The sequence below is a fragment of the Sungkyunkwania multivorans genome (genome assembly GCF_042675645.1).
GTDB lineage: Bacteria > Bacteroidota > Bacteroidia > Flavobacteriales > Flavobacteriaceae > Sungkyunkwania > Sungkyunkwania multivorans.
The window spans coordinates 262,557-278,059 of the sequence record NZ_JBHTJH010000017.1; the positions used below are offsets into that span (position 1 = coordinate 262,557).

Annotated in this window: 5 protein-coding genes and 1 pseudogene; 2 read left to right on the plus strand and 4 right to left on the minus strand. The window is 43.2% G+C overall.

The window, feature by feature from the left end; translation table 11 throughout:
- The first annotated feature begins 1 nt into the window (after window position 1).
- Window positions 2-3,058 carry a type I restriction endonuclease subunit R gene (locus ACFQ1M_RS12645; RefSeq protein WP_386408754.1) on the plus strand — a complete coding sequence of 1,019 codons (3,057 nt, stop codon included), beginning with the start codon at window positions 2-4 and terminating at the stop codon, window positions 3,056-3,058.
- A 321-nt stretch (window positions 3,059-3,379) separates the two neighbouring features.
- The gene (locus ACFQ1M_RS12650) at window positions 3,380-4,918 is read left to right on the plus strand and encodes a carboxypeptidase-like regulatory domain-containing protein (protein ID WP_386408756.1); all 1,539 of its coding nucleotides are present in this window, start codon (window positions 3,380-3,382) and stop codon (window positions 4,916-4,918) included.
- Between the two features lie 126 nt (window positions 4,919-5,044).
- Here the strand turns inward: ACFQ1M_RS12650 and ACFQ1M_RS12655 are convergent, their stop codons facing one another.
- The 4 genes and pseudogenes from ACFQ1M_RS12655 to ACFQ1M_RS12670 all read right to left on the minus strand — a co-directional run bounded on the left by ACFQ1M_RS12655 (window position 5,045) and on the right by ACFQ1M_RS12670 (window position 15,495).
- Window positions 5,045-7,345 (minus strand): GEVED domain-containing protein, encoded by a 2,301-nt coding sequence (locus ACFQ1M_RS12655; protein ID WP_386408758.1) that lies wholly within the window; start codon window positions 7,343-7,345, stop codon window positions 5,045-5,047.
- Between the two features lie 248 nt (window positions 7,346-7,593).
- Window positions 7,594-13,995: a fibronectin type III domain-containing protein gene (locus tag ACFQ1M_RS12660; RefSeq protein WP_386408760.1), complete on the minus strand. Its 6,402-nt coding sequence runs from the start codon at window positions 13,993-13,995 to the stop codon at window positions 7,594-7,596.
- A 381-nt stretch (window positions 13,996-14,376) separates the two neighbouring features.
- Complete coding sequence (locus ACFQ1M_RS12665) at window positions 14,377-15,033, minus strand: CoA transferase subunit B (RefSeq protein ID WP_386408762.1); 657 nt, start codon at window positions 15,031-15,033, stop codon at window positions 14,377-14,379.
- A gap of 98 nt (window positions 15,034-15,131) precedes the next feature.
- Window positions 15,132-15,495, minus strand: a pseudogene (locus tag ACFQ1M_RS12670) (four helix bundle protein).
- Window positions 15,496-15,503: the final 8 nt, after the last annotated feature.

The window sequence follows — 15,503 nt, forward strand, 5'->3', positions numbered from 1 at the left end:
CATGGTATCACAAACAAATGAACAGGCACTGGAAGCTGCCGTTGAAAAAGCCTTAACGGGTGCTTGCTTAGAAGATTTAAAAGCAGCTGGGAATACCGTACAAGAAGCGCAAGCCTTGTACCGTTCAGGCAATGGCTATTACATTGGTGATACTAATGATTTTAATGCTAAATACGCCTTAGACGAAACCCGATTCTGGCACTTTTTAGAAGCAACTCAAAAAGAAGAACTCGAAAAACTGCAACGTTCAGCCGACTGGAAACTTAAAATTCTGGAACGCTACGACCGTATGGTGAAGAAATACGGCATCCTGCGTTTATTACGTAAAGGCTTAGAAGTAGAAGATGCCCATTTCACTTTGCTGTATCAATTGCCTATGGCAAGCAGCAGCCAATCGGTGAAAGATAATTTTGCCAAAAATGAGTTTAGCGTTACCCGTCAAGTTCGCTATAACCTAGATAATACAAGAGAAGAAATTGACATGGTGGTATTTGTCAATGGTTTGGCTATTGCCACCTTGGAGCTTAAAAACCAATGGACTGGTCAAAATGCCAAAGTACATGGCATTAAACAATACAAATATGACAGAGACATTCGCCAGCCTTTGCTGAATTTTGGTCGTGCCATTGTTCATTTTGCAGTAGATACGGATGAAGTGTATATGTGCACCAAGCTTGATGGAAGCAAATCATTCTTTCTACCATTTAACAAAGGACACAATAACGGAAAAGGCAATCCACCCAATCCTTTCGGGCATAAATCGGCCTATTTATGGGAAGAAGTTTTTACTAGAGAAAGTTTAGCAAACATCATTCAGCATTTTGTCCGCTTTGATGGTAAAGCCACAGATGCGTTAAGCAAGCGCACCTTATTTTTTCCGCGTTACCATCAAATGGATGTGGTACGTAAAATTCTCGACCATGCTTCTAAAAATGGCGTGGGTCACACCTATTTAATTCAGCATTCCGCAGGTTCTGGAAAATCTAATTCCATTACTTGGGCGGGTTATCAGTTGATAGAAACGTACCCCGAACAGGAAGGATTACCCGGTTCAAAAGGCATTCAAAATCCCTTGTTCGATTCGGTCATTGTGGTAACAGATAGAAGATTGTTAGATAAACAGCTTCGAGAGAACATCAAGGAATTTTCTGAGGTTAAAAATATTGTCGCCCCTGCTTTTTCATCCAAAGATTTAAAAGACAATCTAGAGCAAGGCAAAAAGATCATCATTACCACCATTCAGAAATTTCCATTTATAGTAGACGGCATTGCTGATTTAAGCGATAAACGCTTTGCAGTAATCATAGATGAAGCACATAGTTCACAAAGCGGAACAGCCGCAGGAAAGATGAACCAAGCCATGGGCATGGGTGAAAATGAAGAAGAGGAAGAAGACGCACAGGATAAAATCTTAAAAGCCATGCAAGCCCGAAAAATGAAAGGCAATGCATCTTATTTGGCTTTTACGGCAACTCCAAAAAATGCCACCTTAGAGCGCTTTGGGAGCAAACAGGAAAATGGTTCTTTCAAACCTTTCCACTTGTACTCCATGAAGCAAGCCATTGAGGAAGGCTTTATTCTGGATGTTTTAGCGAATTACACTATCTACAAAAGCTACTACGAAATAGAAAAGTCGATTGAAGACAATCCACTTTTTGATACGAAGAAAGCACAAAAGAAATTGCGTGCCTATGTAGAGCGAGACAAACGCACCATTGCTACTAAAGCTGAAATTATGTTGGAGCACTTTATCAGCAAGGTGTACAACACCAAAAAGCTAAAAGGAAAAGCCAAGGGTATGGTGGTGACTCAAAATATTGAATCAGCCATTCGTTATTACTTAGCCATCAAACGCATTTTAGCAGAGAAAGGAAATCCGTTCAAAATTGCCGTAGCGTTTTCGGGCAAGAAAAAGGTAGATGGCGTTGAATATACCGAAGCGGATTTAAACGGATTTGGGGAAAAAGATACCCGAGACATGTTTGACTCGGACGAATATCGATTGTTGGTAGTAGCTAACAAATACCTCACAGGCTTTGACCAACCCAAGCTTTGTACCATGTACGTAGATAAGAAACTACAAGGTGTAATGGCTGTTCAGGCTTTGAGTAGATTGAATCGTTCTGCTGATAAACTAGGTAAGAAAACCGAAGACTTGTTCATTTTGGATTTCTTCAATCAAGTAGATGATATCAAAGCATCCTTTGATCCATTTTACACTTCTACTTCATTGAGTGGCGCAACAGACATCAATGTACTGCACGAATTGAAAGGTACTTTAGATGATGCAGCAGTGTACGAATGGTCAGAAGTAGAAACCTTTGTAAACAAGTATTTTGAAGGTGTAGATGCACAACAACTCAGTCCAATTATTGATGTTGCTGCCAATCGTTTCAATCAGGAATTAGAATTGGAAGATGATGAAAAAGCAGACATTAAAATCAAGGCAAAGCAGTTTGTTAAGATCTACGGTCAAATGGCTTCCATTATGCCCTATGAGGTACTAGATTGGGAAAAGTTGTTTTGGTTCTTAAAGTTCTTAGTTCCCAAATTGATTGTGAAAACCAAAGAAGATGAATTGATTGATGAGCTATTGGAATCAGTTGATTTATCCACCTACGGCTTAGAACGCACAAAATTGAATCACACTATTGGGTTGGATGATTCTGAAACCGAAGTAGATCCACAAAACCCAAATCCAAGAGGAGCGCATGGCGGAGAAGAAGAAAAAGATCCACTGGATGAAATCATCAGAACATTTAATGAAAGATGGTTTCATGGTTGGGATGCAACACCAGAAGACCAACGTGTGAAGTTTGTGACTTTGAGTAAGCATATCCAAGCTCACCCAGACTATCAATCCAAAGTAGCTGACAACAAAGATGTACAGAACCGAGATTTGGCATTTAAGAAAATACTAGATGATGTAATGAGCCAGCAAAGGAAAAAAGAGTTGGATTTGTATAAACTCTATGCAAAAGACGATTCCTTTTACCAGGCCTTTTTTGACACTATGAAACGAATGATTGAAAATCCTAACTTTGGAAAATCGGTATAATCAAGCACTATTCTCCTCCGATCTTCTACCACAGAACAAAAACCCCATCCTTCAGCTGGGTTTTCTTTTTGACCTATTTTTTTAGAATTACCTCTCAAAAAAACAGCAACTCTAAACCAAACTCTTAATATACTTTTAAGACAACTGGTCAAGGATATTTCTTATCTTTTATGTAGCTTTAAATTGATCATTAACATGGAGTTGATCGTGTCTCACAGTTGGATGTGATGCTCCTAGTTGCACCAGAAAATGATACTATCTATGCCGAGCTTTAAAGGTTCCTCTTTAGCATTTCTTTTTTTTCTTTTCTCTTCGTGGTCGATGTTTTCACAAGAAAGCCAATTCCTCACCGGCAAGTTGGTCGATGCATCCAACAATGAGCCCGTCGCCTTTGCCTCCATACAACTAAAAGGTCAATCCATCGGGGTGATCTCCAATGTAGATGGTAGCTTTAAGATCCCCGATCTCTATTCTGGCACTGGAGATGTGCTTGTCGTTTCATGCTTAGGTTATAAAACGGTGGAGATGGAAACTTCAACATTGGACCCATTACAGATCAATATAATACCGCTCACGGTCGAAGTGATGGTCCTGGACAATGTAACCCTCCAATATGAAAAGGCAAAGAAACTATCTGCTCGGAAAATTGTAAAAAAAGCCATTGAGTCCATCCCTAAGAACTATGCGACCGACCCCTTCTCATTGATCGGATATTATCGCGAATACCAATATGACGATGGTGCCTATGTTAATTTGAGTGAGGCGATCCTGGAGGTCTTTGACAAGGGTTTTGATCATAACGACAAACTAACCACCAAAGTCAGTATCTATGACCGAAAACTGAACAGTGATTTTAGGATCGACACATTGGCCCGTCGACCCTATGATTATCGAACCGGCGAAAAGATCATCAACAAGGCCTTTCTACAAGCCTATGGAGGCAATGAATTCGTTATTTTAAGGGTTCATGACCCCATTCGCAACTATACCATCAACTCATTTGACTTTGTCAACGAGTTGAGAAGGGATTTCGTAAAGAATCACAGGTTCAAGAAGCTTGGAGACATCCTTCTAAACGATGAGCCGATCCATGTTATCAGTTTAAAAAATGATCATCCCGACCATAGTGTTAAGGGAACGCTGTACATTTCAAAATATGATTTTGCCATCCATAAAGTTGAATATGCCGTATACGATAAGCGTATTGAAAAAGAGCCCTTCAAACATCAGGAGGTGAAGATCAAAAATAACCTTGTCTTCGAAACGATCACCGAGTATCGAAAAATTGGCGAAAAGATGTACCTCAACTATGCCTCCTTTCAAAATGCATTCGATTTAAAGATGCCACCCGTTTTTCGAGTGGAAGAGGTTTCGCTGAACCTCAAACAAAAGCGCATCACAGTCACATTGAACAAAAAACCAGATCTTGTCAGTGCTTTGAAACCGAATGCCTACGATCTAAGGTTGAAAAAGAAACGCTTAAAGATCCGTAGCATCAAAGTTGAAGGTAGATTCGTTCGTATCTACCCAGAGATCGACAAGGCTATGATGCTTGCAACGGTGAATTCCTTGAAAAATGATCAGGTTGAAAACACCAATGATACCAAGGCGATACAAGTGGAGATCAAAAACATCAGGAGCATTGATGGGGACGTCTTAGATGAAAGGCAAATCAAAAGATACTATCAGTTCAGGGAGTTCTTTGCTCACAAGGTCAATGCAACAGTAGCCTTTCCGGCTGAAGGACCTTTTATGAACGATAAGCAACCGATATTTGGCAAGCAGGATCTGGCAAAACCAATCGGTAAATTCGAAATTTGGATGAACACTCCTTTAAAAGCCTTGGAAGCACCAAAATGATTTATCCTGTTACCATCTTATAGAGAACTGATTTCTTTGGAATAAAGGAACCAAGAATGATAATGTATAAAAACAAAAAACCCCGCCTTTCAGCGGGGTTTCTGCTCAAATTATATACTTACTTCATTACTCCTTGATAAAGCGTTTTACAGCACTGTCGTCAACTGTATCAACCGTTAAGAAGTATACGCCCTTAGAAAGGCTAGAAACGTCTATCGGGTTGTTGGTCAACCTGCCTTTGGCAACCTGCTGTCCAACCATATTCGTGATGGTATAGCTCGCATTGTTTGCCGCTCCACTCACATTCAATTGCGTCGTCGCAGGATTTGGATATAGTTTAAAGTCCAAACCACCTTCTCTGATCGCTGCATCATCTTCAAGTCGGGTATTGCCTGTAGTGACACGTACATTGTCGATTGCAATATCACCTTGCCAGCTAGTGCCGGTTACTACGTTAAATCTAAACTGAACGCTACCTCCTGTATAGGATGCGATATTCAGATTAGCGGTTCTCCATGAGCTGCCTTGACTTCCAGATCTTGAGAAGATACTGGTCCAGGTTGCACCATTGTCGTCACTTGCCTGTACGGTAAGCGAGCCAACGGCATTTCCTAACATATGGTACTGGAAGCTAAAGGTTGCCGAAGAAGCCGAACTTAGGTCGAAACAAGGCGCATTAAGAACAGCTGTCTTGGTAGGAAATCCGGTTCCATTGCCAGAGGTTTCCACATAAACATATACCGCTCCATCAGCTCCTGTACTAGGACCTGTTCCGCTTGAAGGTGTTCCTCCCGAGTCCGTTGCCCAGTTGATATCATTTCCTGAAGCATTGGACCATCCTGGGAAGCTAGAACCTTCAAAACTTTGAGTGTAAGGGAAACTGCTAACACCACCTGTACAGCCGTTACCGCCACCTGGGTTTCCACCACCCGTGGTGATATTTACGGTGTAATCTTCTACCTCTCCATATTGGAAAGACTCACAAGAAGTAGGAATTCCGTTGTACTTCATGGAAACTCGCATACGAGTTGCTCCAGAAAGTGCCGAGGATGGCACTGTGAAACTTCCGCTTACTGGGGAAGCTTGTGAGGCTGCTCTGGTATACACCGTTTCTCCACTGTCGGTGAAATCACCATCTTGGTTATAGTCGATAAATACTGCATACCCTTCATTGTAGAGCGTACCTGTCCAAGTCGGTGTGATAGTGATCGTTGCTGAAGCGCCTTTGGTCAGATCCGTTGACTGAGATGTGAAATCGGCATATCCGCTACCTGCAGCTCCCGAAGCATTGTTGATACTTCCAAGTTGCACACGGCTGATATATTCGTCAGCTACGCTGTTTCCGTTAGACGCACAGTACTGCGGTCCGCTGGTACATGGCGCACAAGAACCTCCACAGTCAACTCCGGTCTCATCTCCGTTCTGGATACCGTCGTTACATGTTGGCGTTGGTGTACTTCCACCACATTTGTCAGAAGCTCCAAGACTAGCTCTAATGCCGCCCGGAAGAAGTGTTGCACGCATACGTGCTTTCTGTCCGTTGGTGAACAAGTTCATACAAGCATCATCTGAGTAATCCATATAGTTCTGAACCATATCTACGGTTCCACAAGATACATGACCAATGTTACATCCGCCATTTGAAGCATCTGATGTTGGTGTATCTGATACAAAATCGTCAACACCACAACCACCATCACCCCAAATGTGGCGAAGGTTGAGGAAGTGACCTACTTCGTGAGTGGTCGTTCTTCCTTTGTCGAAAGGAGCGGAAAGGTAAAATCCTGTTCCCTTATCGCTACTTCCAAAATATTGTGGGCTCATCACTACCCCATCGGTTGAAGCGGCACCTCCTGGGAATTGCGCATATCCAAGGATTCCTCCTCCTATATTGGCGACCCACATGTTCAAATATTCTGAAGTATTCCAAGCAGCAACACCACCTTGGGATACGCTTTTTACAGCGTCGTTCGTACCCCAAGAAGTTCTTGTCGATGATTTTCTGGTGATACCGGTGGTGGCATTTCCGTTAGGATCTACGGTGGCCAGGCAGAATTCGATCTGCATGTCCGCAGCTTGCGACCATGTATTGTCGGCATCGCTATTAAGTCTTCTAAAATCTTCATTCAACACATCGATCTGCGATTGTATCTGTGCATCGCTAATGTTTTCTTGTGATGTACGATACACAATGTGTACAACTACCGGAATCGTGATAATATCTCCAACGATCTTGCTCTGTAAGAGTTCTTGAGCTTTGGTCTGAGTGTAGGTCTCGAGTTGGGCCATTCTTTGGACCAAACCTGGGTCTTGTTGCATTCTGTATTCTAAATTTTCCATGGTGGAACAATTGCGTTCTTGCGCAACTGAAATTCCCAACATAAAGAATAGAATAAGGAAGCAACCGAAAGTGTAGTTTCTTCTCATTTTGTGTTATTTGATTATTATTCCGCCAAATATACAATTATTTGCATAATATTCAAGTTTTTTTATGATTTACGGGAAAACCCTCATATAATTAGGGTTTTTTCTATGAATATGTTAAATAATGTACTTTGTATATTCTGCTCTTTTTCAATTGATTATGCGTGCATAGCATTTGATAACATTATAAAAAAATGCCTCCCTCAAAAAAGAGGGAGGCACTTAAAGTAGGCGTAAATTTGGGGGTATGCTTAGTTCTTAATGAACTTTCTACTGATCGATCGTTGGGTGTCATCCACCGTTACGATATATACGCCAGCAGGTAGTGCATCAATACTAATGCGGTTGTTAGTCACTTCACCTTCAAGCACACGTTGTCCTAAATAATTCATGATGCTGAAGTTTGCATTTCGTTCATCGGCCATCTTGATGTTTATGAAGCCTTCCTTCACTGGATTTGGATACACGGTAAAGTCGAATATGGCACTCTCGTCTCCGAGTTCTCCATCGATACGTACGGTACTAGCAATTCCTCTTGAAGTTGAGCCTCCAATATTCACAGTATAGTCTTCCACCTCACCATATTGGAAATTCTGACAGGCTGTTGCGGCAGCGTTCCATTGCATCGAAACTCGCATTCTGGTATTTCCTGCTACGGCAGAAGTAGGTACTGTAAAATTATACGAGAGATTGCCTGCGCTCGAGGTCGATCCCGCAACCACTTGTTCAGCAGTATCAAAAATACCGTTCTTGTTAAAGTCGATCCAGACTCTCCAAAATTCGTTATACGAATTTCCTGTAAAGCCAACACTAAGTATAATGGCATTCGTGCCATATGATAGATTACCCACTTGCGATGTAAAGTCTGCATAGCCGCCATTAGGACCGGTTGGATTATCTATTCCTCCGATTCCCACATAGTCGATGTACTCGAAGCTAACATCGCTTCCGCTAGAATTACAATACACTAGAACATTCTCCAAAGTGGTCACGTTGACGGTATTGCTCGATGGTGAAATATTACCTGCTGCATCTCTCGCTTGAACTGAGAAGTTATAATTCGTATCCGCGGTTAAGCCAGTCACGGTATAGCTAGTTCCTGGAATAGTGGTCAACAAAGTGGCTCCTTGATAAACATCATAGCCTGTGACACCAACATTATCAGTCGAAGCATTCCACGCAAGATCTACTGTGGTTTGAGTCACGTTGGAAGCTGTCAAACTGGTCGGCGCTGTCGGCGCTTCAGTATCTGGTGGTGATAGCGTAGTTACATTGGCCACATTGCTATCTATAGAAACATTTCCTGCGGCATCTTTTGCTCTTACGGTAAAGTCATAGTTCGTGCTTGCGGTAAGGCCTGTTACGCTATAGGTTGTTCCTGTAACGGTCGCCAATAAGGTCGTTCCTTGATACACATCATAGTCTACCACGCCAACATTGTCTGTAGAAGCATCCCATGAGAGATCCAAGGTCGTTTGCATAACGTTGGTCGCTGTCAGATTTGTCGGTGCCGTTGGAGCCTCTGTATCTGGTGTCGTCACATTCACGACGTTGCTATCTGCAGAAACGTTCCCTGCGGCATCCTTGGCTCTGACTGAGAATGTGTAAGAAGTAGCAGCCGACAATCCGGTCGCCGTATAAGTGGTCGTTGTCACCGTGGTAAGCAAGGTCGCATCTTGATAGATGTCATAGCCTGTGACACCAACATTGTCTGTGGAAGCCGTCCAAGAAAGGTCTACTGTTGTCTGCGTGACATTGGAGGCGGTCAAAGCCGTTGGCGCTGTCGGCGCTTGCGTATCTGGTTCCGACGGTGTCGTCACATTGACCACATTGCTGTCCGCCGATACATTTCCTGCTGCATCTTTTGCTCTTACGGTAAAATCGTAGTTCGTACTTGCGGTAAGACCTGTTACGCTATAGGTCGTTCCGGTTACTGTCGCCAATAAGGTCGTTCCTTGATACACATCATAGTCTACCACGCCAACATTGTCTGTGGAAGCATCCCATGAGAGATCCAAGGTCGTTTGCGTAACATTGGTCGCTGTCAGATTTGTCGGTGCCGATGGGGCCTCTGTATCGGGCGTGGTCACATTCACCAAGTTGCTATCTGCCGAAACATTCCCTGCCGCATCCTTAGCTCTGACCGAGAATGTGTACGAAGTAGCAGCCGACAATCCGGTCGCCGTATAAGTGGTCGTTGTTACCGTGGTAAGCAAGGTCGCATCTTGATAGATGTCATATCCCGTAACTCCGATATTATCTGTGGAAGCCGTCCAAGAAAGGTCTACCGTTGTCTGTGTGACATTGGAGGCAGTCAAAGCTGTTGGCGCTGTCGGCGCTTCCGTATCAGGTATAAGGGTGGTTACGTTCGCTGTATTACTGAAAGCTGATAGATTTCCAGCAGCATCCTTTGCTTGTACGGTAAAAGCATAGCTCGTTCCTGTACTCAATCCAGTAACACTATAAGTTGTACCTGTCACGGTAGCTAAAAATATTCCATCTTGATATACATCGTAGCCCGTGACTCCGATATTATCAGTTGATGCATCCCAAGATAGATCAGCGCTCGTTTCACCAATATTGGACGCTACAAGGTTCGCCGGTGCCGAAGGTGCTTCGGTATCAACTGCCGATACTGTAATATTTATATTATCGATAGCGATATCGCTACTCCAGCTTGAACCTGTGGTTCCTCTCATTTGAAGTTTGATCACAGAACCAACATAGGAAGCAAGATCGATACTTGCCTGATTCCAGGCGCTTCCTTGACTTCCTGTTCTAGACCATAGAGCGCTATAATTGGCTCCATCATCGGTACTTACAAGAACCTGAAGTGTTCCCATGGAAGTACCTTGCATATGATAGCCGAATTCTAGGGTAGCCCCTGAATAAGTGGTAAGGTCCACACAAGGACTATTTAACAATGCCACTTTGTTGGGAAACCCAGTTCCATTTCCAGAAGCTTCTGTATATATGTAGAAAGCGCTGTTTAGCCCTGTGGTAGGACCTGTTCCATTAGACGGTGTTCCTCCTGAGTCGCGTGTCCATTGAATATCATCTCCCGTATCATTGGTCCATACACCAAAATTATTCTCAAAGCTTTCGGTATAAGGATAACTAGAAATTCCAGAACAAGGCGGTGGACTCTGTGTAGTTATGTTTAACACATTACTATCTGCAGAAATATTTCCGGCAGCGTCTTTTGCTCTTACCATAAAGGTATATGCTGTATCCGCAGTTAGCCCGGTAACTACCAAGGAATTGGTGGTCACGGTGGTCAAAAGCGTTCCGTTTTGGTACACATCATATTCCGTTACACCCACATTATCTGAAGCAGCCGTCCAGGACAGATCGGTACTAAAGGCCGTTGTATTGGAAGCGGCAAGGTCCGTAATGGCCGAGGGCGCTGTTGTATCTGGCGTAAGTGCAAGAATATTGATGTTGTCAATGGCCATATCACTGCTCCAACTAGTTCCTGTAGTTCCTTTGAATTGTAATTTGATCACCGAACCGCGATATGCGTTAAGGTTTAAGGAAGCCTGATTCCATACATTACCTAGGCTGCCACTTTGTGACCAGATAGGGTTGTAATTAGCGCCATCATCGGTACTTACCAATACTTCTAAGGTTCCCATCGAAGTTCCAAGCATATGGTAACCGAAGTCTAGGAAGTAATCGAAGTTGGCTGTTAGGTCGATACAAGGGCTTTCGAGTAGCGCAACCTTAGTAGGGTTTCCTACTGGTGTTACATTCGAGGAAGCTTCGGTAAAGAGGTAGAACGAACCATCTTGGCCAGTCGAAGGGCCAGTTCCATTAGAAGGTGTTCCGCCTGAATCGCGTGTCCATTGAATATCATCTCCTGTTACATTGATCCATAAGGGTATCCCGCTTTCAAAGCTCTCGCTATAAGGAAAGGTGTTGATCCCTGAACAGGCCGAAACATCGAGTGTCGTGAAATTAACAGAAGTACTGTATGCCGAATTTGAGCCGTTTGGACAGACACTTCTTACCTGTGCCTCATATTGCGTTGAGGCATTCAATCCAGAGATAATGGTCGATGTCGTAGACAGCTGTATGTTTGTCCAAGATGAGGTCGGCGCACTTACTTCGCGATATCTAACATCATAGGTCGCACCAGTAACAGCATTCCAACTCAAGGTTGCAGAATTGATGCCGACGTCCGAAGCTACAAGTCCAGTCGGAGTTGTCGCCACACAAGGTTCTTGAATGTTGATAATTTTGAAATCGTCTATAAAAAAGCCTTCATAGGTAGTCGAATAGCTCTCCGGTCTGTTGTTCGCATCGGAAGCGAACCGGAAACGAAATCGTGCGTTGGTCGCATTTTGCAAGAAAGAATTATTGGTCGCGTCGATCACTATTTCTTCCATCACCCACTTATCCATCTGATCACCATCATATACCCTTCCAGAGCTACTACCTGATTGGAAGATGTGACTCGAGCCACTTTTTCCGCTATGTGCATCGTTTGTATTGTTGGTAGCACTTGGCTTGTTATAGATACCGCAAAGAGGAAGCCAGGTAGTTCCATCCGCTGACCCTAGAATCTCTACAAAGTCAAAGTTTCGTTCCAGATCCCATTTGGTATAGAATTGAATGATGGTCTCGCTAGCCGTAGACAGATCATATGTGTTCGAGGTAGTTAAGGTGCTGGAAGCGCTATTTGCATAAGGAATCGCATTGCCATCTTTTATGGCCGTACTCCCAGTGTAGGTATCAGATGTGGTGGTCACCCAGCCTCCTGAGGCAGTCCAGTTTGCTAGTCCGCTGGTGTCTGTATCATCTGCTAAAAGTAGCGCTGGCTGGTAATACTTTTCTATGTTGGCATCGTAGAACACCACATTGTCACCGTTGGAAAGTTTTACATTGTATTCAATCTTCTCGCCCGCTGAGATTCCAGCATCAAGGATCAAGGAAGCCGTTACATTTCTTTGTTCCAAGATCGACATCCCCGATTGTGTAGCAGGTGAGGTGATCGAAGTAATGTTGGAAGAGATCGGAGTGACCGTCAGGGTAAAGTCGCTCGCGGTTTGTCCTAGACGCTCTATCCCAAATGTAAGGTTGGATGAGAGTGTATTGATATCGCTTTGAGTAAGGTCGTGAAGGCGTGCATATTTTCCGCCGTAATAGGCATTCATAAAGAAGATACGCATAGCGCTTTTGGCGATAGGTACGATCTCGGAAGGCGCAGGCCAAAATCCAGAATTTCCTAGTTCTGGAGTGGTCGCTAGAATATTTCTTCCGGATCCAACAGAACCGTTGCCGTCTGTAGCACCGCCAACCATCCAATCGTCTGCAATACCATTGGCAGCAGAGAAAATGGTAGCTCCATAGACGAATCTATTATATCTTGTCATATCCTCATGCCACTTATGCATCTCGTCTTCTCTACCGGAGGCTTGTGTTGGGTTTCCACCGTAAGGATGTGGAATTCCATTCGCGAACGAATGACTCATGGTACAGGTTTCGAAGTTTCTCGCAAGAACAAAGTCTCTAAGAATTTGTGATTCTGGTTCTGAGAAGGCCGATGGCCCTCTATAGGTATCGCTGCTTGGCGTGCCAGAAGAACCAGTACCCGCGGAACCCCATAAATAGTCGAAATTCCTATTAAGGTCGACCCCTCTAAACGAATTGCTAGAGCTGGTGCTTCCAGAATCTCCAGAGTTCACTCGAAGATTCTTTCGTTGCATCCCTCCTCCACCTGGAGCTATGGTCTCATTCCAGCGTAGCCCGTCTGGATTTACCACTGGGATGAAATAGAGTTCGTTATTATCTACGATATTTTTTACAATGGGATCTGTCGCATAATTTTCCAATAAATACCACATAAAATACATATTGCTCATCAGCGCGCTTACCTCTCTAGAGTGGATCATCGAAGTATATAATATCTGTGGCTTGGAACCTTCTGGTGATGCCTGATCGCCTGTGATCCGAACGTAGTATACGGTTTGTCCGGCCCAATTGTTGGCTCCACTACTCAGGTTGTTTCCGTAAGTGAGCTGGCCTGTTGGAGAAGCGTTTTGTTTTGCTGATATCAAATTGGGGAATAACGACCGCATCTGGTCGAGTTCGGCTTCGACCTCGCTGACCGTTAGACAACCGCCCATACTTCCAAGGTTAAAATTTGCGGGGATGGCCCAATTTACCTCATCGCAACCGTCATATTGCAAGTAGTTGTTCAACAGAAGGTTTGAAACCGATCGCTGAACAGTCGTACTATAACTTGATCTTTCTTGATTGATAGCTGCCCGCGCATTTGGCATGTCTTCCTCAGCCCTTTTTTTATAGAAGGCGGTAAGATTTTGTATTTCCACAGTAAATGGAATACCTAATTTTTTGAGCTCCTTTAGCTCATTAGCTGGAAGCTCGAGCCTTAGATCGTCCTCCTCATAAATGGTACCGCAACTTAAGTCGATACCTATAGCTCGCAGATTTCGTAGGTCTGCTTCTGACGGATCATGGACAAGGATCCTTTTGGCGGCACCTTGGCCCTGTCCCTGTCCGTTGTTATTTCCATTTCCGTTTCCGTTTCCGTTTCCGTTCCCATTTCCTTGAGAAAAGCCATAGTTGGTACACAACAAAAATAATAGTAGGTACAAACTACGACCTGCAATTCTAGACAAATTTTTCATGATCTTCATAGGTTAAATTGAGCAAATAAACTTTATCGGAAAAGATGGATCATCTGTTCCCATGAAGCTATCAATCGTAATCTTTTGGGCGGGGGTATTTAAAGTAACTTGGGGTAATTACTTATTCAAACTATGAATTCTATTGCTAATAAGAATGCTAATTGTTGTGAAACGACCTCTTTATGTTATCAGCATGATCATACTTGTGGTGAGCTCGAATCATGCGACCGCAATACAAAGAATTTGATTTATAATGTGTTACGGGAAAGCCGTAGTATATCGCTGGCTACGGGTCGCTATAAATGATGATGAAATGACATAAAAAATAATGAAAAAAGCCGTTTAAAATAAACGGCTTCATGTCGTATATCGGACAACTTTTTAGATGCTCATCTCGGGAATCTCTCCTTGAATGATCAGATTGCCCTCCGTGGCATTCTTTATATCTTCGACTGAAACGCCTGGTGCACGTTCTAAGAGTTTGAATCCATCTCCTGTGACTTCTAGAACGGCAAGATTGGTGACAATTTTCTTCACACAACCTACACCCGTAAGCGGAAGCGAGCATCGTTTTAGTAGTTTGGAATCACCCCTTTTGTTGGTATGCATCATGGCTACGATGATATTCTCTGCGGAAGCTACAAGGTCCATCGCGCCGCCCATACCTTTCACCATTTTGCCAGGGATCTTCCAATTTGCGATATCGCCATTTTCGGCCACCTCCATCGCTCCTAGGATGGTAAGGTCTACATGTTGCCCTCGTATCATAGAGAAGCTCATGGCAGAGTCGAAGAATGACGCGCCTGGAAGCGTGGTGATGGTTTGTTTGCCCGCATTGATGATATCGGCATCCTCTTCGCCTTCATAAGGAAAAGGCCCCATTCCCAGCACTCCATTTTCGCTTTGGAACTCTACTTGAATGTCCTCTCTAACGTAGTTGGCAACTAAGGTTGGGATTCCAATGCCAAGGTTTACATAGTAACCATCCTTTACTTCCTTGGCGATGCGTTGGGCTATTTGGTTCTTATCTAGACTCATATTGATTTGAAAATTTGGTAATTTGAAAATCGGTTGATCAGGTAATTTGAAATTTTGAACATTGGATAATTTGAAAATACGGTAATTTGTTATTGCTCTTATTTCTTCTTCAATCGTTTCGTGCTTCCTATGATCTTAGAGATTATGTTGACAATGTCTTCTAGTTCTTTCAATAGCTCTTGATTTGGGTTTGGAAGTCGAGTTGATTCTTTGCAAAGTTTTAGCCAGTAATTTGTTTCATCGGCCTCCTTTGCTGCGATTTTAAACTTGTGAATAAAATCTGCCTTACTTTCGGCGTTCTGCGCCTCCCAAGAATTAGCGCCAATTGATGTTCCGCTTTTAAAAAACTGAGAAGCCAATTCATACTTCTCTTTTTTTCTCAGGAGTTCAGTAAACTCAATGACCTTTTAAGGAAAAATCAAATGTCTTTTGTACGATGATATTTTCTTTGTCATTTCTCAATCTTCAAA